The sequence below is a fragment of the Pseudomonas monteilii NBRC 103158 = DSM 14164 genome, assembly GCF_000730605.1.
Taxonomy (GTDB): Bacteria; Pseudomonadota; Gammaproteobacteria; order Pseudomonadales; family Pseudomonadaceae; genus Aquipseudomonas; species Aquipseudomonas monteilii.
Genome location: NZ_BBIS01000040.1, coordinates 26,350 through 47,735, shown reverse-complemented (window position 1 = coordinate 47,735; position 21,386 = coordinate 26,350). Strand labels below are relative to the sequence as shown.

Below are 21,386 nucleotides of genomic sequence, written 5' to 3'. Positions count from 1 at the left end.
TTACCCGGCAAAAGGTTGCAAGGCGTGCCATCACACGCCCTGTCTTTCAGCGTTTTGGCAGGGCCAGGCTCAGCAAGAATAGCACCGCCGCGCAGACCACGATCGACGGGCCGGCGGGTGTGTCCTTGAACCAGGACATGGCCAGGCCGCCACAGACGGCGGTAACACCGAGCAGGCTGGCGCCCAGGGCCATCTGCTCGGGGGAGCGGGCGTGACGTTGCGCCGCAGCGGCGGGGATGATCAGCAGCGAGGTGATCAGCAATACGCCGACGATCTTCATGGCGACGGCAATGACCACTGCAATCAGCAGCATCAATGCCATGCGCAGGCCGGCAACGGGCAGGCCTTCGACCATGGCCAGTTCCTCGTGCACGGTGACGGCCAGCAGCGGCCGCCACAGCGCAGCCAGCAGCAGCAGCACCAAGGCACTGCCGCCGAGGATCCAGGCCAGGTCGGTGGTGCTGATGGCCAGCAGGTCGCCGAACAGGTAGGCCATCAGGTCGATGCGCACATCGTGCATGAAGCTCAGCACCACCAGGCCCAGCGACAGGGTGCTGGGGGCGAGAATGCCGAGCAGGGTGTCGGAGGCCAGCGGTTGGCGTTGCTGCAGCGTCACCAGCAGGATCGCCAGCAGCAGGCAGCCCACGGTTACCGCCAGTGCCGGGCTGACGTCCAGGGCGAAGCCCAGGGCCACGCCAAGCAAGGCAGCATGGGACAGGGTGTCGCCAAAGTAGGCCATGCGCCGCCACACCACGAAGGAACCCAGTGGGCCGGCGACCAGCGCCAGGGACAAACCGGCAAGCAGGGCGTAGAGAAGAAAATCAGCCATGCTTGCAGTGCTCTCCGTGAACATGGGTGCCGGGGGCGACGACCGAGCCGTGCAGGTCGTGGCTGTGGTCGTGATGGTGGTGGTAAACGGCCAGGCTCGGGGCGTTCTGGCCGAACAGTTCGACGAAGGCCGGGTCGTTGCTGACTTGCTCCGGGTGGCCCGAGCAGCACACGTGGCGGTTCAGGCACACCACCTGGTCGGTGGCGCTCATCACCAGGTGCAGGTCGTGGGACACCATCAGCACGCCGCAGCCGTGGCGGTCGCGCAGGCGAGTGATGAGGTTGTACAGCTCGGTCTGGCCGACCACGTCCACGCCCTGCACCGGCTCGTCGAGCACCAGCAACTGAGGTTCGCGCAGCAGCGCACGGGCCAGCAGCACGCGCTGCATCTCGCCGCCGGAAATAGTCTGGATCGGGCTGTCGATGACCTGCTCGGCACCCACTTCCTGCAACGCCGACAAGGCTGCCGCGCGGTCTACGCCGGGCACCAAGCGCAAGAAGCGCAGCACCGACAGCGGCAGTGTGGCATCGACCTGGATCTTCTGCGGCATGTAGCCAATACGCAGTTTCGGCTTGCGCCACACCTTGCCGCGATGCGGCTTGAGCAACCCGAGCACGGCGCGCACCAGGGTGGTTTTGCCCGCCCCGTTGGGGCCGATCAGGGTGACGATCTGCCCCGGTGCGACCGACAGGTCGATGCTGTCGAGCACCGCCTCACCGCCAAAGGTAACGCCCACCTGTTCCAGGCGGATCAGCGCATCGCTCATGCCGCGCTCCGGCAGTTGCCGCACAGGCCGACCACTTCCACGGTCTGGGTCTCGACCGTGAAGCCCACGCCCTTGGCGCTGTTGATGATGGCCTCGCTGATGCTGCTTTGCTCCAGCTCGATGGCCACATGGCAGGCCCGGCAGATCAGGAACTGGCCTTGGTGCACGTGCTCGGGGTGGCTGCAGCCGATGAAGGCGTTGAGCGAGGCGATGCGGTGCACCAGGCCGTTTTCCAGCAGGAAGTCCAGCGCGCGGTACACCGTAGGCGGGGCGGCGCGGCGGCCGTCCTGCTCGCTGAGCACGGCGAGGATGTCGTAGGCGCCCAGCGGCTTGTGGCTTTGCCACACCAGTTCCAGCACACGGCGGCGCAGCGCGGTCAGGCGCAGGCCCTGGCGGGTACACAAGGCGTCGGCTTCAGCCAGTGCGCTGTGTACGCAATGGGAGTGATCGTGAGGACGGTTGGCCAGCGGCGTGATGGACATGGGCAGCGACGGTTCTGGATGGAGACGTTATTATGTTACCTGTTTCTGACGACTCGAGTATCCACCGTGTCCCGATTCCTAGCCCTGTTTGTCGCTTTCATCGCATTTTCTGCCCAGGCCGATGTGCGTGTGCTCACCAGTATCAAACCCCTGCAGCAGATTGCCGCCGCCGTGCAGGATGGCGTTGGCAGCCCTGACGTGCTGTTGCCGCCAGGTGCTTCACCCCACCACTACGCGCTGCGCCCTTCCGACGTGCGGCGGGTAGGCGATGCCGACTTGTTGTACTGGATCGGCCCGGACATGGAGAACTTCCTGCCACGAGTGCTGGGCAGCCGCAGCAAGCCCACGGTGGCCGTGCAGTCGCTGACGGGCATGAAGTTGCGTCATTTTGGCGAGGACAGCCATTCCCATGAGGAAGAGGATCACGATGACCATGACCACGATCACCGCCCGGGCAGCCTCGATGCACATTTGTGGCTGTCGTCGGTCAATGCGCGGGTAATCGCGGCGAAAATGGCCGCTGACCTGGCTCAGGTTGACCCGGCCAACGCTGCCCGCTACCAGAGCAACCTCAAGGCGTTCGATGAGCGCCTGGATGCGCTGGATGGGCGAATCAAGGCGCGTGTGGCCGGTATTGCCGACAAGCCGTACTTCGTGTTCCACGAAGCGTTCGACTACTTCGAGGCCGAGTACGGCCTGAAACACACGGGCGTGTTCAGCGTGGCCTCCGAGGTGCAGCCGGGCGCGCAGCATGTTGCTGCCATGCGCAAGCGCTTGCAGGAAGTGGGGAAAACCTGTGTGTTCAGCGAACCGCCGCTGCGGCCGCGACTGGCCGAGACCCTGACCGCCGGGCTGCCGGTGCGCCTGGCCGAGCTGGATGCACTGGGCGGGACAGACCCGGTGGATGGCAAAGGGTATGAGCGTTTGCTGGAGAGGCTGGGTGGTGACCTGGCTGGGTGCCTGGAGCAGTTGTAAGCCTGTTCCGGCCCTTCGCGAGCAAGCTCGCTCCTACAGGGATAGCGCAAACCGAAAGGGCTGTCGCTGTACCTGTAGGAGCGAGCTTGCTCGCGAAGAAGCAGGCGCGGTCTAGAGGGCGAACGGCAGGTGCAAAGCCACCTGCTGGCGCTGCGCCAGACGCACCTCGAACTCGCTCGGGTCATGGATCATCACATCCATCCCGGCAAACGATTCCGCCGCAATCAGGCGCGACAGCCAGAAGCGCACGCACCCTACCCGCAACATTTCCGGCCACAGCTCGGCCTCGGCCGCCGTGAACGGCCGCAGCGCCGCATAGGCTGCCAGCAGCGCCTGGGCGCGTGGCACATCGATCGCGCCGTGTTCATCCAGGCACCAGTCGTTCACGGTGATGGCGATGTCATACAGCATCGGCCCCGAGCAGGCGTTGTAGAAGTCGATCACACCGGTCAGGTGGGTGCCTTCGAACATCACGTTGTCGCGGAACAGGTCGGCATGCAGGTTGGCCCGTGGCAAGGCCAGGATCTGCGCCTTGTGCGCGGTGATTTCATCGAGCGCCGGCTGCAGCAGTGCGGCTTGCCCGGCAGTCAGGCGTGGCAGCAGCTCGGCACCCGAGGCCAGCATCCAGTCCAGGCCACGGTCGGTGCGGCGCTCGATGATGTGCTCGCGGGTGGCCAGGTGGATGTGCGCCAGCAGCTCGCCGACCTGGGCGCAGTGCTGGTTGTTCGGCGCTTTGATGTGCTTGCCCGACAGGCGTGGTTGCAACAGCGCAGGCTTGCCGCAAAGTTCGCGCAGGCCATTGCCGTCGCGGTCACGAATGGCATAGGGCACCGGCATGTCGGCAGCGTGCAGGGTGTCGAGCAGCTCGATGAAGAACGGCATGTCTTCGCTCGGCCCACGCTCGATCAGCGTCAGGACGAACTCCCCCTGTTCGAGGCTGACGAAGAAATTGCTGTTCTCGGTGCCGGCGGCAATGCCCTGGAAGTCGAGCAAACGGCCCAGCTCGTACGGCGCCAGAAAGGTTTCCAGCTCAGGCCGGGTCACGGGGGTGAAGACTGACATGATGAAAAATTGCCCATACGGGCACTTCCGCCGGGAAGTGCCGGGTTGATGTGAACGGTGCGCGTCAGATTACCACTCGAAGATCTTCCAGGACGGAATCAGCATGTCCGGCTGGTCGGAACGAATGAAATTGCCATCAGAGCCATCGGCGCGTACCAGGAAATAAGGCTTGCCGTTTTTCGGCGTGATCTTGATCGCATACAGGAAGCCGTTCTGCCGGTATTCCTGGATGGTTTTGTCGCCTTCCGTGCGAATGGTCACCTCGGGATCGGCCGAGGGGGCGTCGTCCGCCGCCAGGGTAACGACAGGCATGGTTGCCAACAGGCCGAGCAGTAACAGGCGATTGAGTGTACGCATGATAACCTAGTCCCTTTGTCGTCAATGATTCTGGCTATTCTAGCGCCGGACCCGTCGAAAAGGTTGATTCTGCTCATGAGCCAAGCGCCCCTCGTCCTGGTGGACGGTTCCTCCTACCTGTACCGCGCCTTCCACGCGCTGCCGCCGCTGACCACGTCCAAGGGCATGCCGACCGGTGCGGTGAAGGGTGTGCTGAACATGCTCAAGAGCCTGCGCAAGCAATACCCCGACAGCCTGTTCGCAGTGGTGTTCGACGCAAAAGGCGGCACTTTCCGCGATGCCATGTTCGCCGAGTACAAGGCCAACCGCCCCAGCATGCCGGACGACCTGCGCGTGCAGGTCGAGCCGCTGCATGCCAGCGTGAGGGCGCTGGGCTACCCGTTGCTGTGCGTCGAGGGTGTCGAGGCTGACGACGTCATCGGCACCCTGGCCCGCAGCAGCGCCGCCCAAGGGCGCCCGGTGATCATCTCGACCGGTGACAAGGACATGGCACAGCTGGTGGACGGGCACATTACCTTGGTCAATACCATGACCGGAAGTGTGCTGGACGTGGCTGGCGTGCACGAGAAATTTGGCGTCGGCCCGGAACACATCATCGACTTCCTCGCCCTGATGGGCGACAAGGTCGACAACATTCCAGGCGTGCCGGGTGTGGGCGAAAAGACCGCCGTGGGCCTGCTGACCGGCATCGGCGGCGGCCTCAGCGACTTGTACGCCAACCTGGACAAGGTCCCGGCGCTGGCCATTCGGGGCGCCAAGACCTTGCCGGCCAAGCTCGAAGAGCACCGCGATGCGGCGTTCCTGTCCTATGAGCTGGCCACCATCAAAGTCGACGTGCCGCTGGATGTCGAAGTGGATGCACTGGTGTGCGGTGAGCCGGACCGTGAAGCGCTGCTGGCGCTGTACACCGAGATGGAGTTCAAGAGCTGGGTCGCCGAGGTGCAGCGTGACGCGGCCAAGGCCGGTGATGACGTGGCACCGGTAGAGGCGCCAGCCGCCAAGGCCGAACCCAAGTACGAAACCATCCTCGACCAGGTCCGTTTCGATGCCTGGCTGGAGAAGCTGCGCCAGGCGCCGTTGTTTGCCTTCGACACCGAGACCACCGGCCTGGACGCCCAGCAGGCACAGCTGGTTGGCCTGTCGTTCGCCGTAGAGCCACACGAAGCAGCCTATGTGCCCTTGGCCCACGATTACGAAGGCGCGCCGGCCCAGCTGGACCGCGAGGCCGTGCTGCTGGCCCTGAAGCCGCTGCTGGAAGACCCGGCCAAGGCCAAGGTCGGGCAGAACGCCAAGTACGACATCAACATCCTGGCCAACGGCTCGCCTGCCATCGACATGCGCGGCGTGGCGTACGACACCATGCTCGAGTCGTATGTGCTGAACTCCACGGCTACCCGCCACGACATGGACAGCCTGGCGCAGAAGTACCTCGACCACACCACCATCGCCTTCGAGGACATCGCCGGCAAGGGCGCCAAGCAGCTCACCTTCAACCAGATCCACCTGGACAAGGCCGGCCCGTATGCCGCCGAAGATGCCGACATCACCCTGCGCCTGCATCACGCCCTGCAAGCGCGCCTGGCGCAGACGCCGAGTGTGCAGCCGGTGCTGATGGACATCGAAATGCCGTTGGTGCCGGTGCTGGCCAAGATCGAGCGCCAGGGTGCGTTGGTCGATGCCGCACTGCTGCAGGTACAGAGTGGTGAACTGGGCGTGAAGATGGCCGAGCTGGAACAGCGCGCCTATGAGCTGGCCGGTGAGGAATTCAACCTCGGCTCGCCCAAGCAGCTGGGTTCGATCCTCTACGACAAACTGGGCATGCCGGTACTGAGCAAGACGGCCAAAGGCCAGCCATCCACTGCCGAAGCCGTGCTCGACGAGCTGGCCGAGCAAGGCTACCCGCTGCCTGAGGTGCTGATGCAGTACCGCAGCCTGAGCAAGCTCAAGAGCACCTACACCGACAAGCTGCCGGGCCAGATCAACCCGCGCACCGGGCGTATCCACACCTCTTACCAGCAGGCGGTGGCTGCGACCGGCCGGCTGTCGTCCAGCGACCCGAACCTGCAGAATATCCCGATCCGCACTGCCGAAGGCCGCCGCATCCGTCAGGCCTTCATTGCCAGCCCCGGCTACAAGCTGCTGGCGGCGGACTATTCGCAGATCGAGCTGCGCATCATGGCCCACCTGGCCAAGGACGAAGGCTTGTTGCACGCCTTCCGCAATGACCTGGACGTTCACCGCGCCACGGCGGCGGAAGTGTTCGGTGTGGCCCTGGAAGACGTCACAACCGACCAACGCCGCAAGGCCAAGGCCATCAACTTCGGCCTGATCTATGGCATGAGCGCCTTCGGCCTGGCCAAGCAGATCGGTGTCGACCGCAAACAGTCGCAGGATTACATCGACCGTTACTTCGCCCGCTACCCGGGCGTGCTGGCCTACATGGAGCGCACCCGCGCCCAGGCCGCCGAGCAAGGCTTTGTCGAAACCCTGTTCGGCCGCAGGCTGTACCTGCCGGACATCAACGCCAAGAACCCGGCCCTGCGCAAAGGCGCCGAGCGCACGGCGATCAACGCGCCAATGCAGGGCACGGCGGCCGACATCATCAAGCGGGCCATGGTCAACGTGGACAACTGGCTGACCGAGAGCGGGCTGGATGCCCGGGTGATCCTGCAGGTGCACGACGAATTGGTGCTTGAGGTGCGTGAAGACCTGGTTCAGCAGGTGAAAGATGAAATTCGCCAGCACATGAGCAAGGCGGCGGAACTGGATGTGCCGCTGCTGGTGGAAGCAGGAATTGGCGCGAATTGGGACGAAGCTCACTGATTGAGCGGGGAAAGCTGTGTAGGATCTGCGACGTAGTGACGCGGATCCTGGCACCGCTCAGTGCCATGGGTACTGGAGTTTCATGAAACTATCGCAAATAGTTTTGAGGGCTTTGGAACTAAACCGGTGAAGTGGAACTCAGAGTAACTGAATGGCTGGTGAAGCCCTTCGATGCTCCTATGTTGTGTTAAGTGTTGGCAGATATCTGGACCCCGCCCTAGCGGTCCGGACTTGGACCCCGAACTTCCCCCTCCCCATACGAAGTCCGGGGTTTTTTTTGCCCGGAATTTGCCTTATGGGTTGTAGAGAATCCTGTGGGAGCGGGTTTACCCCGGAATGCGATGCCAGATGCACCGCCGCATTCGCGGGTAATCCCGCTCCCACAGGTTACGAGTAAGCCTTCAAATAACTGGCTTGTCTTCCAGCTCCATCCAGTCAGCCAGCACCCGGTAGGCGTCTTCCACGCCCAGGCGCTTGGGCGCCGAGAACAGCTGGATGGTCACGCCATCACCCCAGCCCTTGCGGATTTCCGACTGCACTTTGAGCAGGGTGTTCTTGCCCGCGCCGTGGGTCAGCTTGTCAGCCTTTGTCAGCAGGATGTGCATCGGCATGCTGCTGGCCTTGGCCCAGTCGAGCATCATTTTGTCGAAGTCGGTCATCGGGTGGCGCACGTCCATCATCAGGATCACGCCACGCAGGCACTCACGGCTGCCCAGGTAGGCTTCCAAGTGTTTCTGCCAATGCTGCTTGAGCGGAATCGGCACTTTTGCATAACCGTAGCCCGGCAGGTCGACCAAACGCCGTTCATCGTCCAGACTGAAGAAATTCAACAGCTGGGTGCGCCCAGGGGTTTTCGAGGTACGCGCCAGGCTGGCATGAGTCAGGGTGTTGAGGGCGCTGGATTTGCCGGCGTTGGAGCGGCCGGCGAAAGCCACCTCGTAACCCTGGTCGTCCGGGCATTGTTCGACCTTGGCTGCGCTGAGGGCGAATTTGGCTTTCTGGCAGAGGCCGAGGATGGGGTTCTTGACTTGCATGGGATATCCGATGTGGGTGTTGCCTGACTCTGAAGGCCCGAGCCTGGCAAGCGGTGTCGTTTCCGTTTGGATGGCGGAAGTATATAATGCCCCAGTTTTTGTGTGCTCATTCTCCCAGCGAAGGGGAAGGAGCATGGGGTGTCGAACAATAGCTCGCGCAACAGAACGCAGCGCGGCCCCCAACCCTGAAGGTCGTTCCGCATGGCGAAATGGCTGCTTGCTGTCGGTATGTTCCTGCCGGTTTTCAGCGCACAGGCTACACAGGATCCCGAGGTGTTGTACAACCGCACGTGTGCGGCCTGTCACACCGGGCAGTTGCCACAGGCACCCAGACGGGGTGACCGGGCAGCATGGGAGCCAAGGCTGGCGCAAGGCATGGAGGTACTGGTGAAGCACGTGACCCAGGGTTTCAAGGCTATGCCGCCGCGTGGATTGTGCATGGACTGCAGTGCCGAGGACTACCGTTTGGTCATCCTTTGGATGAGCGGCAGTCCCGATACATAACATTTCACCCTTAGCCGTGTTGGATTAGCTGATGAACAAACTAGTCGTGAGTCTGCTGTTGACCCTGGGTGTCGCAGGTGCGGCCACTGCTGCGCAACCTATCAAAGGCGATGCCGCCGCCGGCCAGGCCAAGACGGCCGTTTGTGGCGCCTGCCACAACCCCGACGGCAACAGCCTGGCACCGAACTTCCCTAAATTGGCCGGCCAAGGCCAGCGTTACTTGGAAAAACAACTGCACGACATCAAGTCGGGCAAGCGCACCGTGCTGGAAATGACCGGCATGTTGGCCGCGTTCAGCGACCAGGACCTGGCTGACATTGCCGCCTACTTCGCCAGCCAGAAAGGCAGCGTGGGGGCCGCCGATCCCAAGCTGGTCGAGCGTGGCCGTGCGCTGTTCAACGGCGGCGACCTGGAAAAAGGCATGCCGGCCTGCACAGGCTGCCACTCACCGAATGGCGCGGGCATCGCCCTGGCTGGCTTCCCGCACCTGGGCGGGCAGCATTCGCAGTACGTGACCAAGCAGCTCACGGACTTCCGCGAAGGCAACCGCACCAACGATGGCGATGCGATGACCATGCGCACCATCGCCGGCAAGCTGAGCAACCACGACATCGAAGCGTTGGCCAGCTATATCCAGGGCCTGCATTAACTTTCAGTTAATGTTGTAGGCCAATGATGAAAGGGCGGCCGGGCCGCCCTTTTTTCAGTCCGCAGCCGTTACACTACAGAACTCGAGCCCTTCCCGGCCTGTCCTAGTGCAGGTCGCGTCGTGGCGACCCATGACTGCTCAGGAGTAAAGCATGCGTAAACTGATTCTCAGCGCTGCGCTGGTCGCCGCCAGCGTGTTCGGTATGACTGCCGTCCAGGCCGCCGAGCCTGTCGCCGGCAAGGAATACATCGAGCTGAGCAACCCTGTTCCGGTTTCCGTGCCTGGCAAAGTCGAAGTGGTCGAGCTGTTCTGGTACGGCTGCCCACATTGCTACCACTTCGAACCGGTCATCAACCCATGGGTCGAAAAACTGCCCAAGGACGTAAACTTCAAGCGCGTACCGGCCATGTTCGGCGGCCCATGGGACGCCCACGGCCAGATGTTCCTCACCCTCGAAGCCATGGGCGTCGAGCACAAGGTTCACGCGGCAGTGTTCGATGCCATCCAGAACCAACACAAACGCCTGACCGACAAGAACGACATGGCCGACTTCCTCGCCACCCAAGGCGTGGACAAGGACAAGTTCCTCGCTACCTTCGACTCATTCGCCATCAAGGGCCAGGTCAACCAGGCCAAAGAGCTGGCGAAAAAGTACGAAATCACCGGCGTACCCAGCATGGTGGTCAACGGCAAGTACCGCTTCGATCTGGGCACCGCTGGCGGGCCGGAAGGCGTGCTGAACGTTGCCGACCAGCTGATCGACAAGGAGCGCGCCGCTAAGTAAGCGGCGTAACCCATGCCCCGCTTCCGACCCACGCGTGGCATTGGCCTGCACCAGCCGCAGGTCAACGAGCATCACCTGCAGGCCTCTGGCCTGCCCGAGGATGGTCGGCTGCGGCTGCTCAGTTTCAATATTCAGGTCGGCATCAGCACCGAGCGCTACCGGCATTACCTGACCCGCAGCTGGCAGCACTTGCTGCCGCACAACGGTCGGGCCGGCAACCTGCAGAAAATCGGCGAACTGCTGGGCGACTTCGACCTGGTGGCCTTGCAGGAGGCCGACGGTGGCAGCCTGCGCTCGGGTTACATCAACCAGGTCGAGCACCTGGCTCAATTGGGGGCCTTCCCCTACTGGTACCAGCAACTCAACCGCAACCTCGGGCGTTTCGCCCAGCACAGCAATGGCGTGCTCAGTCGCCTGAAGCCGCAGTTGCTCGAAGACCACCCGTTGCCAGGCCCAGCCGGCCGTGGGGCGATCCTGGTGCGTTTTGGTGAGGGCGAGGATGCGTTGATCGTGGTGATGATGCACCTGGCGCTTGGCGCCAAGACGCGTGCCCTGCAACTGGGTTATATCCGCGAGCTGATTGGTGGTTATCGTCATCAGGTGCTGATGGGCGACATGAACACCCATGCCACCGACCTGCTGGAGCACTCGCCGCTGCGCGACCTGGGCCTGATTGCCCCGCAAGTCGAGGCCACCTTCCCCAGCTGGCGACCACAGCGTTGCCTGGACCATATCCTGCTCAGCCCAAGCCTCACGCTGGAGCGTGTCGAGGTGCTGGCGCGACCAATTTCCGACCACCTTCCCGTTGCAGTCGAGATTCGATTGCCTGATGCATTGACTGTGGATACGCTGCCGGTCTTGAGCTAATTGCCATCACCGTTTGCGGACCCGGGCATGACTGAAGACGCTGAGCGCTGGAAAGAAAAATACCTTAAAAGCATCGAGCAGCAAGAAAAGCTCGAACGCCGGTGGGACGCCCGTCTCGACCTGCTTCGTCGTGGCCTGGTGCGCAGCAGCCTGGCTGCAGAAGGCAGTGACAAGGTGGTAGACGCGTGCATGAAGGAAATGCGCGAAGTCATCCGCGGTGACAACATGGACGCCGGCCTCGCCGGTTTGATCCCGCGCCTTGAAAAGGCGGTGCTGGACTCCGAACAGCGCCGTGAAACCCGCATGAACCAGGTCAGCGATGCGCTTGCCGCGCTGGTTGGCCAATTGCAAGGCCTGTCGCTGCCCAGCGATATCTCGCGTCCGCTGAAAAAACTGGCGAAGAAGCTCGAGGGTGGAGTTGCCCAGTCCCGCGATCTGCCGCCGCTGCTGGGCGAGTTGAGTGGCTTGCAGGGCCGTGCCCTGTCGGCGCTTGGTAAACCGGAGGATGAAGCCCGGCCTGGTTTCTTGCAGCGCTTGTTCGGTAGCCGCGAGGATGACCCACAAGGCGAGCCAGTACCTGAACCGGTGGCAGTGTCTGCTGCCGAAGCGCCGCCTCAGGTTGCGCAGCCCCCTATTGAAGCCCCGCAGCCCGACGATGTGGATGCGCTGCAACCGTTGCCGGCACTTGTCCCCGAAGCGAGCGCAGCGGCCGAATCCGAGCCGGAGCTACAGGGCCCATCGCTGATCGAAACGGCTGAAACACCCGCCGTCCAGCAACCGCTGCAGGAGGACGTGCTGGAGCCCGACGCGACCGCCAGCGAACCTGTGGCTGCAGCACAACCGGCACCCACGCTCGAAGAGACGTTCGGCGAAGACGGCCCCTATGCCCTGCCTTATGCCGTCGAGCCACCCTACAGCCAGGTTGCCGCGCACATCGAGCAGACCCTGATCGGCCTGCTCGACGACCTCAGCCTGCCCGAGCGGCACAAGGCCCAGGCGCTGGAAATGCGCGAGCGCGTTGCCCGTGGCCTGAACTGGTACGAGCTGATCCCGGTGCTGGATGACCTGGCTGTGCTGATGCTGGCAATAACCGACAGTGGCCAGCACGAATTCGAAACCTACCTGCAACAGCTCAACGAACGCCTGGAAGGCTTCCAGAGCCACCTGCAGGAGGCCAGCGCCGGCCATGCCGACAACAGCAGCGCTGCCCGCGAACTGGATACCCAGCTGCGCGAGCACGTCGACGGCTTGCAAAGCAGTGTGCAAGGCGCCGCCGATGTGGACAGCCTCAAGCACATCCTGGAAAACCGGCTGGAAGGCCTGTTGGTCACCATGGACGAGCATAAGCTTGAGCGTGATCGCCGCGAGCAGGAACTGGCAGGCCGCCTGCAAGGCTTGTCGGAGCGGGTGGCGAACATGGAGCATGAAGCGCTCGGCTACCGTGAACACCTGGAAGAGCAACGGCAGAAAGCCCTGCTCGACCCGCTCACCGGCTTGCCCAATCGTGCGGCCTGGAGCGAGCGGGTAGAGCGCGAAATACTCGAATGGCAAGAGGCCGGCGGCCATCTGGCCATGGCGATTCTCGACCTGGACCACTTCAAGCGCATAAACGATAGCTATGGGCACCTGGCCGGGGACAAGGTACTCAAGATTGTTGCTGACCAGCTGCGCAAACGCCTGCGTGGTCGTGACTTCATTGCCCGTTTCGGGGGCGAGGAGTTTGTCCTGTTGCTGCCGCAGACGTCACCCGCGGCAGCGGCCCAGATGGCGGAAGTACTGCGCGCCACGGTGGAGGCCTGCCCGTTCCACTTCAAGGGCGAGCGGGTGGTGATCACCACTTCTATCGGTCTGGGGGCGTTTCGCTCTGGCGAGCGTGGCGACCAGGTGCTCAAGCGCGCCGACGCGGCGCTGTACCGGGCCAAGGAGCTGGGGCGTAACCGCGTCGAGCAGAGCTAGCGTTTGCTAACACTGACCCACGGTAAGCGCGGCCATGGGGAGCACGTTATACTGTAGCGCTCATTCGCTGAGGCCACTGACGTGCTTTCCACGCTTAAAAAAACGCTGATTTCCTTTTTGCTGTTGTCTGTTGCCGGATGTTCGACGGGGTTGCGCATCGACCGCAGCCACCCCTCGTCCAACCAGGACAACCGCATCCAGTTCGTTGTACTGCATTACACCAATGCGTCCCTGGAGCGCTCCCTGGCGTTGCTTACCCAGGGCGAGGTCAGCAGCCATTACCTGATCGGCGACGGCCCGGCCACGGTGTATCAACTGGTGGATGAAAACCGTCGTGCCTGGCATGCCGGCGACAGCCAGTGGCAAGGGCGCACCTGGCTGAACTCGTCGTCCATCGGGATCGAGATCGTCAACCCGGGCTTCACCGACACGCCGAATGGCCGGGTCTGGCATCCTTATAGCGAAGCGCAGGTTCAGTCGCTGATCGCGCTGCTCAAGGACATCGTCAAACGTAACAACATCGAGCCTCGGCACATCATTGGTCACAGTGATATCGCACCATCACGCAAGCTGGACCCGGGCCCGCTGTTCCCGTGGAAACGCCTGGCCGATGCCGGGCTGGGTATCTGGCCTGATGCCAATGCCGTGGCACGCCAACAGGCCTACTTCAGCGTCAACCCGCCAAGCGTTGGCTGGTACCAGCAGGAACTGGCGCGGTTTGGCTATCAAGTCGAGCAGACTGGGGTGCTGGATGTCGCCACCCGCCACGTGATTGCTGCGTTCCAGATGCGCTTCCGTCCGCAGCGTTTCGACGGCATGCCCGATGCACAGACGGCGGCGATGCTGCAGGTGCTCAACCGGATGCGTTGAGCCTGCAGCGAGGCGCTAAACGGCGAGGATGATTCTTGATCCAGTTGCTATACCTTGGTAATCAACTGGATGCCTTCGATGTCAGCTCTCATTTCTACGCTGCGCCAATTTTTTTACCGTCCCTGGATGCTGGCCACCTTGGCAGCATTGGCCAGCGCAGCACTTTTGCTTACTGCCAGCATCGGCATTGCCCTGCAGCAGATGAAGCAAAGCGAGAGCGAACAGATGAACGCCCAGGGCGAGCGTTTTCTCGACCGCCTCGAACAGGTATTCGGCCAGTTGCGCGAAGGGGTCGACCTGCTGCAAGCCCAGCCCTTGCGTGGCTGCAGCCCGGCGATGTTGGCGGCGTTGCAGCAGGTTGGCCTGAGTTCGCGGTTCATTTATGAAGCGGCCTATGTGGATGGTGAAGTCGCCTGCTCCAACCGTGGCGATGAGCGGGCATTCGAGCCTTTGCGGGCACCCGACATCCAGGGGCCGACCTACAGCTACTGGTTGAACACCACGACCGAGCCGAACGAGAACCTGGCTGCGTTGATGCTGGGCCGGGGCAAGTTCGTGGTCTCCACCTCGCGTGGGCACCTGACCGACGTGGTCGACCTGCCACCGGGCGGCAGCCTGGTGGTGGTGTTGGACAACGGTGCCCGGGCCATACCCGTGCTCGGCCCGCCACAGGTGTGGCCGCCGCCCTCGGCCTGGTCGACCAGCCACAAGTCGTTGCTCGAACTCAGTGACCGGCTGATCTACCGCATGCCCACCAAGTCGCCGGATTACCAATTGGTGCTGATTGCCCCACGGGCCAGCCTGCCGTTGAGAATGAATGGCATGCTCTGGCTGCTGTTCCCTGGCAGCGTGTTGGCTGCCTGCTGCATCGGCTGGCTGGTGCTGCAGTTGATCCTGCAACGGCGGTCGATGAGTTCGGAGTTGCAGAATGCCTTGCGCCGGGGAGAGCTGCAGGTGCTCTACCAGCCGATCTTCGAACTCGACACACGGCGCTGTGTAGGCGCCGAGGCCCTGGTGCGCTGGCGCCGCCCGGATGGCACGCTGACCAGCCCGGACCTGTTTATCCCGTTGGCGGAAAACACCGGGCAGATACGCCAGATCACGGATTTTGTCCTGCAGCGCGTCCTCGAACAGCTGGGGCAGTTGCTGCGCTCGCACCCCAAACTGTACATATCGGTGAACCTGGCCGCCTGCGATGTGATGGTGCCGCGTATTGGCCGAGTGGCGGCACGCCTGCTGGCCCTGCACCGGGTGGCCGCTAGCCAGATTGCGTTTGAGGTGACCGAGCGCGGCTTGATCGACGTGGTGGTGGCACGTGACAATCTGCAGGCGCTACGCGCCGTGGGGCATCAGGTGCTGATCGACGACTTCGGTACCGGCTATTGCAGCCTGGCCTATCTGCAAACCCTGCCGGTGGACTGCCTGAAGATCGACAAGGCCTTCATCGATGCGCTGGGCCACGATGCCGCCAGCAGCGGGGTTGCCCCGCATATCATTCGCATGGCCCATGACCTGCACCTGCGGGTGATTGCCGAAGGCATCGAATGCGAGGACCAGGCGGTGTTGCTGAACAGTGAAGGGGTCAATTACGGCCAGGGCTGGCTGTTTGCCCGACCGCTAAACGCCCGGCAGTTTGCCGAGCTGGTGACCCGCGGGCAGCTGCCGCGTCGGGTTGAACATTGAGAAGTCCTGCGCCCGCGAAGAGGCCGGCACAGACAATACTCAAACCGGCAGCGCCATGTAGAACTGTGTCCCCTGCCCTGGCCGGGAAAACACGCCCATGCGCCCGCCATGCAGCTGCACGATTTCCTTGCACAGTGCCAATCCAAGCCCTGCACCACCCTTCTTGCGCCCTACCTGCACAAACGGCTCGAAAATGCGCCCCTGCTGCCCATAGGCAATCCCTTCGCCTGTGTCCTCGACGCTGATGATCACCCGCTCCGCATGCCGCCGCGCATGCAGGCGGATACGCCCGCCGTTGGCGGTATGGCGGATGGCGTTGTGCAGCAGGTTGTCCAGAACCCGATCAAGTTGCGCAACGTCGGCCTGAATACGCGGGAGCGGTGGCTCAAGTGCCTTGACCAGTTCAACCTGCTTGTTTGCCGCCTGCTCGGCAAAACGCAGTTGTGCGCGCTCCAGCAATTCGTCGATGGCACAGGGAGCCAGGTCGAGTTTCTGCAGCCCGCTCTGGTAACGCGAGAAGTTGAGCAGGTCGTTGATCAGCTGGGTAAGCCGCTGCATTTCTTCACCGATGGTTTCCAGCAAGTCATTCTCGCGTGCCTCAGGCGGAAACTTGACCCGCTCGCGCAACAGCCCGAAGGCCATGTGCATGCCGGTTACCGGGGTGCGCAGTTCGTGGGACGCGCGTAGCACGAACTCACTGCGCACGCGTTCGAAGGCCCGTTGCTCGGTTACATCGTGCAGCACCATCACCGCGCCAAGAATCGGCCCTTGCGGGTGGCTCACCGGGGTCAGGCTGTAGGTCAGCAAGCGCGTTTCTTCATCCACCTCCATGGTCAGGTCTTCCGGCGGGCGGTCCAGATTGCCACCGCGCAGCACCTGACGCAGCTGCTGCTCCAGCTCCGGCCGTCGGAGGGCCTCGGCCAGGCTGCTGCCCACGCGGCTATCATTCCAGCCCAGCTGGCGCTGCGCCACCGGATTGAGGTGTTCCAGGCGGCCCTGGCGGTCGATGATCAGCAGGCCATCGTCGATGCTGTCGAGCACGGCCTGCAGGCGCTGCTGCCCGGCCAGCAGTTCGTCGACGTTGGTGGCCTGGTGCTTGCGCAAGGCATCGGCCATGAGGCCAAAGCGGCGGGTCAGCTGGTTCAGCTCGGTGGCCTGGGTGACCGGCAGGGTGACGTCAAAGTTGCCCTTGCCCAGCTGGTCGGCTGCTTTGGCCAAGGCTTCGATCGGTTGGCCAAAACGTCGGGCGATGTTGTGCGCAGTAATGAAGCCCAGCACCAGCACCACCAGGCCCATCAGGCCAAGCACACCGCTGACCAGCAGGGCGTGGTCACGGCTGTATTCCTCGCTGCGGGTGATGAGGTCCAGCGCCTGTTTGTGGGAATCGATCAGGTCGGTACGCACTTGGTTGAAGGCGGCCCCCAAGGGTTGGTCGACACCCATGCTACGAGCGGGCGCGGGGCTGTCACGGTAGGCTTGCAGGAACGTCTGGTAGTTACTGCTGGCCTTGCTGAAGCCGTTGCGCTCTCCGCCTTGCTCCAGGCCTTGGTTCAGCAAGGCCTGAAAGTTTTCTTGCAGCAGCCGCAGGTTTTCCGGGGCCGTGCCTTCATCAAGGATCAGGGTCAACTGTTCGCCAAGGTTCTGCCGCAACTTCAGCCCCACTTCCAGGACGTGGGTGGTGTCACGCACCAGCTGCTGTTGCGCGCTAGCCATCTGCAGCACGCTGACCAGGCCCAGCAGCAGCCCGAGCAAGGCCACCGTGACCAGTGCCGAGATACTCAGGAAAAGCCGCGTGCGCAGCTTCATGGGCGGCCACTTCATAGGTTGTACTGCTTGCGCTTGCGGTACAGGGTGGAGGCGTCGATGCCCAAGGTTTTGGCGGCCTGGTCGAGGGTGTCGCTGGCAGCCAGCACCGCGCCGATGTGGGCGCGCTCCAGCTCGTCCAGGCTCAGCGCGGCACCCACGCGCGGGGCATTGCCAGCCGGTTGTTCGCCCATCCCGAGGTGGCTGACTTCCACGCGCTCCTGCGGGCAGATGATACTGGCCCGCTCTACCACGTTACGCAGTTCGCGAATGTTGCCGGGCCAGCGGTAGTTGAGCAGGGCGGTGCGCGCTTCGTCGCTGAAGCCCCGGGCGGGGCGGGAGTATTCCTTGACGAAGCGGGCAAGGAAGCGGTCGGCCAGGGTCAGGATGTCTTCACTGCGCTCGCGCAGGGGCGGCAGGTGCAGGGTGATGACGTTCAGGCGGTATAGCAGGTCTTCGCGGAAGCGGCTTTCGCGCACCATCTCTTCGAGGTTGAGGTTGGTGGCGGCCAGGATGCGTACATCTGCACGCCGTGTCACGGGGTCGCCCACGCGCTCGTATTCCTTGTCCTGAATGAACCGCAGCAACTTGGGTTGCAGGGTCAGCGGGAAGTCGCCGATCTCGTCGAGGAACAACGTACCCCCATCAGCCTGGCTGACCCGCCCCAACGTGCTTTCGCTGGCACCGGTAAAGGCGCCGCGGGTGTGGCCGAACAGTTCGCTTTCCATCAGCTCGGCGTTCAGCGACGGGCAGTTGATGGTCACGCAGGCTTTGCGGGCACGTTTGCTCCAGCCATGGATGGCCCGGGCCAACTCGCCTTTACCCGTACCGGACTCGCCAAGAATGAGGATGTTGGCGTCGGTGGTGGCGACCTGGCGGGCAGTTTCCAGCACCGCCATCATGGCTGGGCTGTGCGAGTCCAGGCCGTCCTTGGGTTTGCGCATTTCGCCTTCCAGGGCCTCCAGGCGTGCTGAAAGCTGGCGCACTTCCAGCTGCTTGGCGGTGGCCAGGCGCAACTGATCGGGGCTGCATGGCTTGACCAGGTAGTCGGCGGCGCCTGCCTGGATGGCATCTACCGCTGTATCGATTGCCGAGTGCGCGGTCACGATCACCACACGCATCCAGGGTGCCTGGATGCGCATCTGCGCCAGTACGTCCAGGCCGTTGTCCTCGCCCAGGCGCAAATCCAGGAAGCAAAGGTCGAACACCTGGCGCTGCAACAGCGTTTCGGCCTGGGCCGCGCTGTTGGCTGTGGCCACGCTATAGCCTTCGTCTTCAAGGCAGTAGCGGAAGGTGCGCAGGATCGCGGACTCGTCATCCACCAGCAGAATGCGGCCTTGGTTGTCCTGGGCTGATTCCATTTCCTGCGCTCCTTAGGGATAGATCTTCATTTAGTGTGGGAAAAATCGGGCAAGTTGCATGGTCAATTCTGAAGGATTCTGCCCTTTGCATGCTAGCCAATGGCCTGATGCTTACTGCAGGCCGTGAAATTCCATTGATTTGCTTAGAGGTACTCAGTGGCACATTGGTTGCGAAGGTTTTTACCTTTTGCCTAAAAACAGGAGGCACTGCCATGCTCTTTTCCTTGCGTACAGCCGTGTTGACAGCCGCCCTGCTGCCCGTTTTCACCCCGGCTATCGCCGACCCTGTGCGGGACGCGCGCCTGGAAGGCGCCCTGCAAACCGCCCTGTCTTTGAACCGCATGCTTGACCCGTTCCGTATCAGGGTTGATGTAGACGGCAAGCATGCACGGCTTTCCGGCGAGGTGGAGAACGAGGTAGAGCGGCAGCTGGCCGAAGATGTGGCCCGTGCCACACGGGGCATCGAACACGTGGAAAACCAGCTGCAGGTCAACGCCCGACTGGTTGACCGCCCGTTGGAGCTACGTGCCTACGCCCAACGCCTGGAGGACGCCACCCTGGCGGCGGTGATCCGTGCCCGGCTGTTGTGGAGCCGAACCACCGAGAAGGCGCCTATAGAGGTACAAAGTAGCGAAGGCGTGGTGACCTTGCGCGGCAAGGTCGACAGCGCCGAAGCCAAGGAGCTGGCCGGCGTGATAGCGCGTACCACCGACGGTGTGTACCTGGTCAACAACCTGGTCAGCCTCGATACCGCCGCCATGGCCAAGCCCCGCGAGACACCGGTAGGGGCACCAACGGGTCCGCAGCCAGGCGACAGCTGGATCATCGACAAGATCCAGAACAGCTACCGCTTCAGCCGCAACCTCGATGGCCTGAAGCTGAAAGTTGCCAGTGAAGCGGGCATGGTGCGGCTGTCGGGCGAGGTGGTCAGCGCTGAGCAGAAAACCATCGCCGTGGAGATCGCCCGGCAGATCATTGGCGTGCGCGGGGTGGATGCCGACCTGCTCAAAGTGGCGACGAAAGCGGAAGGCTGATCGTGCAATTCGCACGACTACACAGACGGCATCGTGCAGGATACGTCCCTGTTGAACGTTTATGTAAAAGCTAAATTATTGATTTTAAAGGTATTTTTAAAAATCAAAAGGCTGGCATGCAGGCTGCAATTACCTGTTCAGGTTTGAACAAAAATTACAGCAGGAGGAGCCGGCATGAACCGCCAATCCGTCAACCGCTCGCAGAACGTCGCCCTGTCCCTGCGCCAGATGTTGTCTGTCGGCATGGCGCTGCTGCTGACCTTGGCCGCTGGCCTCTTTTATTACAGCTGGCAGACCGCGCGTCTGGCTGAGCAAGTGGCAGCGCAGACTGCGCTGTTGACGCAGATTCAGGCAACCCGTGCCAATACCCTGGTCAAGGCAGCTGACTCATTGCCTGCCGGCCAGGCCTCTGCCTCACCGGCCACCCTGGAACATGTCGTACCCCAGGACCGTTGGGTCTTCTGACCTGCCGGCCGCACCGATTCTGAAAAAGAAAGGAGAACCACCATGCTGAGCTGGGCTATCACTTTCCTCATCATCGCCATTGTCGCTGCCGTACTGGGCTTCGGTGGTATCGCGGGCGCTGCGACGGGTATCGCGAAGATCCTGTTCATTGTCTTCCTTGTGTTGTTCGTAGCCTCCTTCTTCTTTGGACGTGGACGAGGTTAAAGATGGGCAGGAAGCTTTGTACAGCCCTGGCTGCCGCCCTGCTGCTGGGTGGCAGCGCGGCGGCGATGGCGGCCAATGACGGCCAGGTCCGGGTCGACCAGTTGCTCGGCTCGGACCCGGAGTACCGGGAAACCTGGCAGGACACGATCAAAGGCGAGGAACGCCTGCCCGATTGGGTGGTCAATCTGACCGGCAGTTCCCAGCAGCAGATGTCCGCCACTACCGAAGATGGCGACAAGTACCTGGTCGGTGCGTTGTGCGAAGCACAGGACAACTGCACCTACAAGCGGCTGATCGTTGCGTTCAGCTGGGACAAGGAGGATGCCTACGGGATGCTCGTGGAGGTACCTGAAGGCTTGCCGAGCGACAAGTCGCCTACACGCCATGCGCAATATCGCTGGCTGGGCGACCCTGACGACGGCATGAAGGCAATGCTGCAGGAGCAGCTAAAGCGTGACCCGAACTGGTACTGAGCATTTATTGCCGGTACGGATGAATGGTCATCGACTGTCACGTAATAGAAGCTGAACCTTTCTATATTTCAGCCTTCTATGATGCGCCGCCCCGAGGAGGGGCAGCACATGACCAAGGGGCCGGGCTGTTCTGATTGTTGCAGGATCGGAGTGGCCTAGGGGTACAGGGAGTGCCTCCAGCGATGGGCCGGGTCAGGAAAGGCGGAATCGGAAGTATCAGGTCGGCGGTGTCACAGGGATACCTGACCAGACCTGACTTCCGAGGAGCCATGTAGGCATCGCCCTCTTCCTTGCGCGATTTCATCCCTAAGACACATTTTGTCTCGACCGTACATCAAATTTTTTTCCGCCTTGCGAGCCCTTCTTCAAGTGGTATTTCGGCCATTCGGATTGTCGAACAAGCCA

20 protein-coding genes and 1 pseudogene are annotated in these 21,386 nt (G+C 62.5%); 13 read left to right on the top strand and 8 right to left on the bottom strand.

Annotated features, from left to right (window positions below; all coding sequences use genetic code 11):
• Nucleotides 1-46: 46 nt before the first annotated feature.
• From znuB to zur, 3 genes are read right to left on the bottom strand one after another with little or no spacing between them, the layout of a single operon-like run.
• Nucleotides 47-829 (bottom strand): zinc ABC transporter permease subunit ZnuB, encoded by a 783-nt coding sequence (gene znuB / locus PM2_RS20380; RefSeq protein WP_003253007.1) that lies wholly within the window; start codon nt 827-829, stop codon nt 47-49.
• Complete coding sequence (gene znuC / locus PM2_RS20375) at nt 822-1,595, bottom strand: zinc ABC transporter ATP-binding protein ZnuC (protein ID WP_016712841.1); 774 nt, start codon at nt 1,593-1,595, stop codon at nt 822-824. Before znuC ends, znuB begins: the two co-directional genes overlap by 8 nt.
• Nucleotides 1,592-2,077: a zinc uptake transcriptional repressor Zur gene (zur, locus tag PM2_RS20370; protein WP_003253002.1), complete on the bottom strand. Its 486-nt coding sequence runs from the start codon at nt 2,075-2,077 to the stop codon at nt 1,592-1,594. Before zur ends, znuC begins: the two co-directional genes overlap by 4 nt.
• Before the next feature lie 18 nt (nt 2,078-2,095).
• Between zur and PM2_RS20365 the strand changes: the two genes are divergently transcribed.
• The gene (locus tag PM2_RS20365; protein ID WP_042132349.1) at nt 2,096-3,052 is read left to right on the top strand and encodes a zinc ABC transporter substrate-binding protein; all 957 of its coding nucleotides are present in this window, start codon (nt 2,096-2,098) and stop codon (nt 3,050-3,052) included.
• 111 nt (nt 3,053-3,163) lie between these two features.
• Here the strand turns inward: PM2_RS20365 and PM2_RS20360 are convergent, their stop codons facing one another.
• Both PM2_RS20360 and PM2_RS20355 read right to left on the bottom strand, forming a co-directional pair.
• A complete protein-coding gene (locus tag PM2_RS20360) occupies nt 3,164-4,114 on the bottom strand; it encodes a homoserine kinase (RefSeq protein WP_016712843.1) in 951 nt (316 codons plus the stop codon).
• A 69-nt stretch (nt 4,115-4,183) separates the two neighbouring features.
• On the bottom strand, nt 4,184-4,471 hold the full coding sequence (locus PM2_RS20355) for a DUF2782 domain-containing protein (RefSeq protein WP_013970316.1): 288 nt from the start codon (nt 4,469-4,471) through the stop codon (nt 4,184-4,186).
• A gap of 75 nt (nt 4,472-4,546) precedes the next feature.
• Between PM2_RS20355 and polA the strand changes: the two genes are divergently transcribed.
• On the top strand, nt 4,547-7,294 hold the full coding sequence (gene polA / locus PM2_RS20350) for a DNA polymerase I (protein WP_028699528.1): 2,748 nt from the start codon (nt 4,547-4,549) through the stop codon (nt 7,292-7,294).
• A gap of 401 nt (nt 7,295-7,695) precedes the next feature.
• On the opposite strand, the gene yihA is transcribed toward polA, so the two are convergent.
• Complete coding sequence (yihA, locus tag PM2_RS20345; protein WP_003252993.1) at nt 7,696-8,328, bottom strand: ribosome biogenesis GTP-binding protein YihA/YsxC; 633 nt, start codon at nt 8,326-8,328, stop codon at nt 7,696-7,698.
• A 201-nt stretch (nt 8,329-8,529) separates the two neighbouring features.
• Here yihA and PM2_RS20340 point away from each other — a divergent pair, with 201 nt between their 5' ends.
• The 7 genes and pseudogenes from PM2_RS20340 (at nt 8,530) to PM2_RS20310 (ending at nt 15,641) form a co-directional block, all read left to right on the top strand.
• Nucleotides 8,530-8,832, top strand: coding sequence for a c-type cytochrome (locus PM2_RS20340; protein WP_016712845.1), 303 nt, complete (start codon nt 8,530-8,532; stop codon nt 8,830-8,832).
• A gap of 31 nt (nt 8,833-8,863) precedes the next feature.
• Nucleotides 8,864-9,481, top strand: coding sequence for a c-type cytochrome (locus PM2_RS20335; RefSeq protein ID WP_016712846.1), 618 nt, complete (start codon nt 8,864-8,866; stop codon nt 9,479-9,481).
• Between the two features lie 151 nt (nt 9,482-9,632).
• Nucleotides 9,633-10,265, top strand: coding sequence for a thiol:disulfide interchange protein DsbA (gene dsbA / locus PM2_RS20330; protein ID WP_019099201.1), 633 nt, complete (start codon nt 9,633-9,635; stop codon nt 10,263-10,265).
• 34 nt (nt 10,266-10,299) lie between these two features.
• Nucleotides 10,300-11,132: pseudogene (locus PM2_RS20325) on the top strand (endonuclease/exonuclease/phosphatase family protein).
• A 27-nt stretch (nt 11,133-11,159) separates the two neighbouring features.
• Nucleotides 11,160-13,088, top strand: a complete 1,929-nt coding sequence (locus PM2_RS20320; RefSeq protein WP_028699526.1) for a GGDEF domain-containing protein — start codon at nt 11,160-11,162, stop codon at nt 13,086-13,088.
• A gap of 81 nt (nt 13,089-13,169) precedes the next feature.
• A complete protein-coding gene (locus PM2_RS20315; RefSeq protein WP_016712850.1) occupies nt 13,170-13,958 on the top strand; it encodes an N-acetylmuramoyl-L-alanine amidase in 789 nt (262 codons plus the stop codon).
• A 78-nt stretch (nt 13,959-14,036) separates the two neighbouring features.
• Entirely contained in the window at nt 14,037-15,641 is a 1,605-nt protein-coding gene (locus tag PM2_RS20310) for an EAL domain-containing protein (RefSeq protein ID WP_016712851.1), read from the top strand.
• Between the two features lie 39 nt (nt 15,642-15,680).
• On the opposite strand, the gene PM2_RS20305 is transcribed toward PM2_RS20310, so the two are convergent.
• Both PM2_RS20305 and algB read right to left on the bottom strand, forming a co-directional pair.
• Nucleotides 15,681-17,462 carry a KinB sensor domain-containing domain gene (locus PM2_RS20305; protein WP_016712852.1) on the bottom strand — a complete coding sequence of 594 codons (1,782 nt, stop codon included), beginning with the start codon at nt 17,460-17,462 and terminating at the stop codon, nt 15,681-15,683.
• Nucleotides 17,459-18,805 (bottom strand): sigma-54-dependent response regulator transcription factor AlgB, encoded by a 1,347-nt coding sequence (gene algB, locus PM2_RS20300; protein WP_016712853.1) that lies wholly within the window; start codon nt 18,803-18,805, stop codon nt 17,459-17,461. Before algB ends, PM2_RS20305 begins: the two co-directional genes overlap by 4 nt.
• A gap of 212 nt (nt 18,806-19,017) precedes the next feature.
• Here algB and PM2_RS20295 point away from each other — a divergent pair, with 212 nt between their 5' ends.
• The 4 genes from PM2_RS20295 to PM2_RS20280 all read left to right on the top strand — a co-directional run bounded on the left by PM2_RS20295 (nt 19,018) and on the right by PM2_RS20280 (nt 20,981).
• A complete protein-coding gene (locus PM2_RS20295) occupies nt 19,018-19,839 on the top strand; it encodes a BON domain-containing protein (RefSeq protein WP_028699524.1) in 822 nt (273 codons plus the stop codon).
• 174 nt (nt 19,840-20,013) lie between these two features.
• Complete coding sequence (locus tag PM2_RS20290; protein ID WP_016712855.1) at nt 20,014-20,304, top strand: hypothetical protein; 291 nt, start codon at nt 20,014-20,016, stop codon at nt 20,302-20,304.
• A 42-nt stretch (nt 20,305-20,346) separates the two neighbouring features.
• Complete coding sequence (locus PM2_RS30245) at nt 20,347-20,508, top strand: DUF1328 domain-containing protein (protein WP_003252966.1); 162 nt, start codon at nt 20,347-20,349, stop codon at nt 20,506-20,508.
• Nucleotides 20,509-20,510: 2 nt separating this feature from the next.
• On the top strand, nt 20,511-20,981 hold the full coding sequence (locus tag PM2_RS20280; RefSeq protein WP_028699523.1) for an inhibitor of vertebrate lysozyme family protein: 471 nt from the start codon (nt 20,511-20,513) through the stop codon (nt 20,979-20,981).
• The last annotated feature ends 405 nt before the right edge of the window (nt 20,982-21,386 follow it).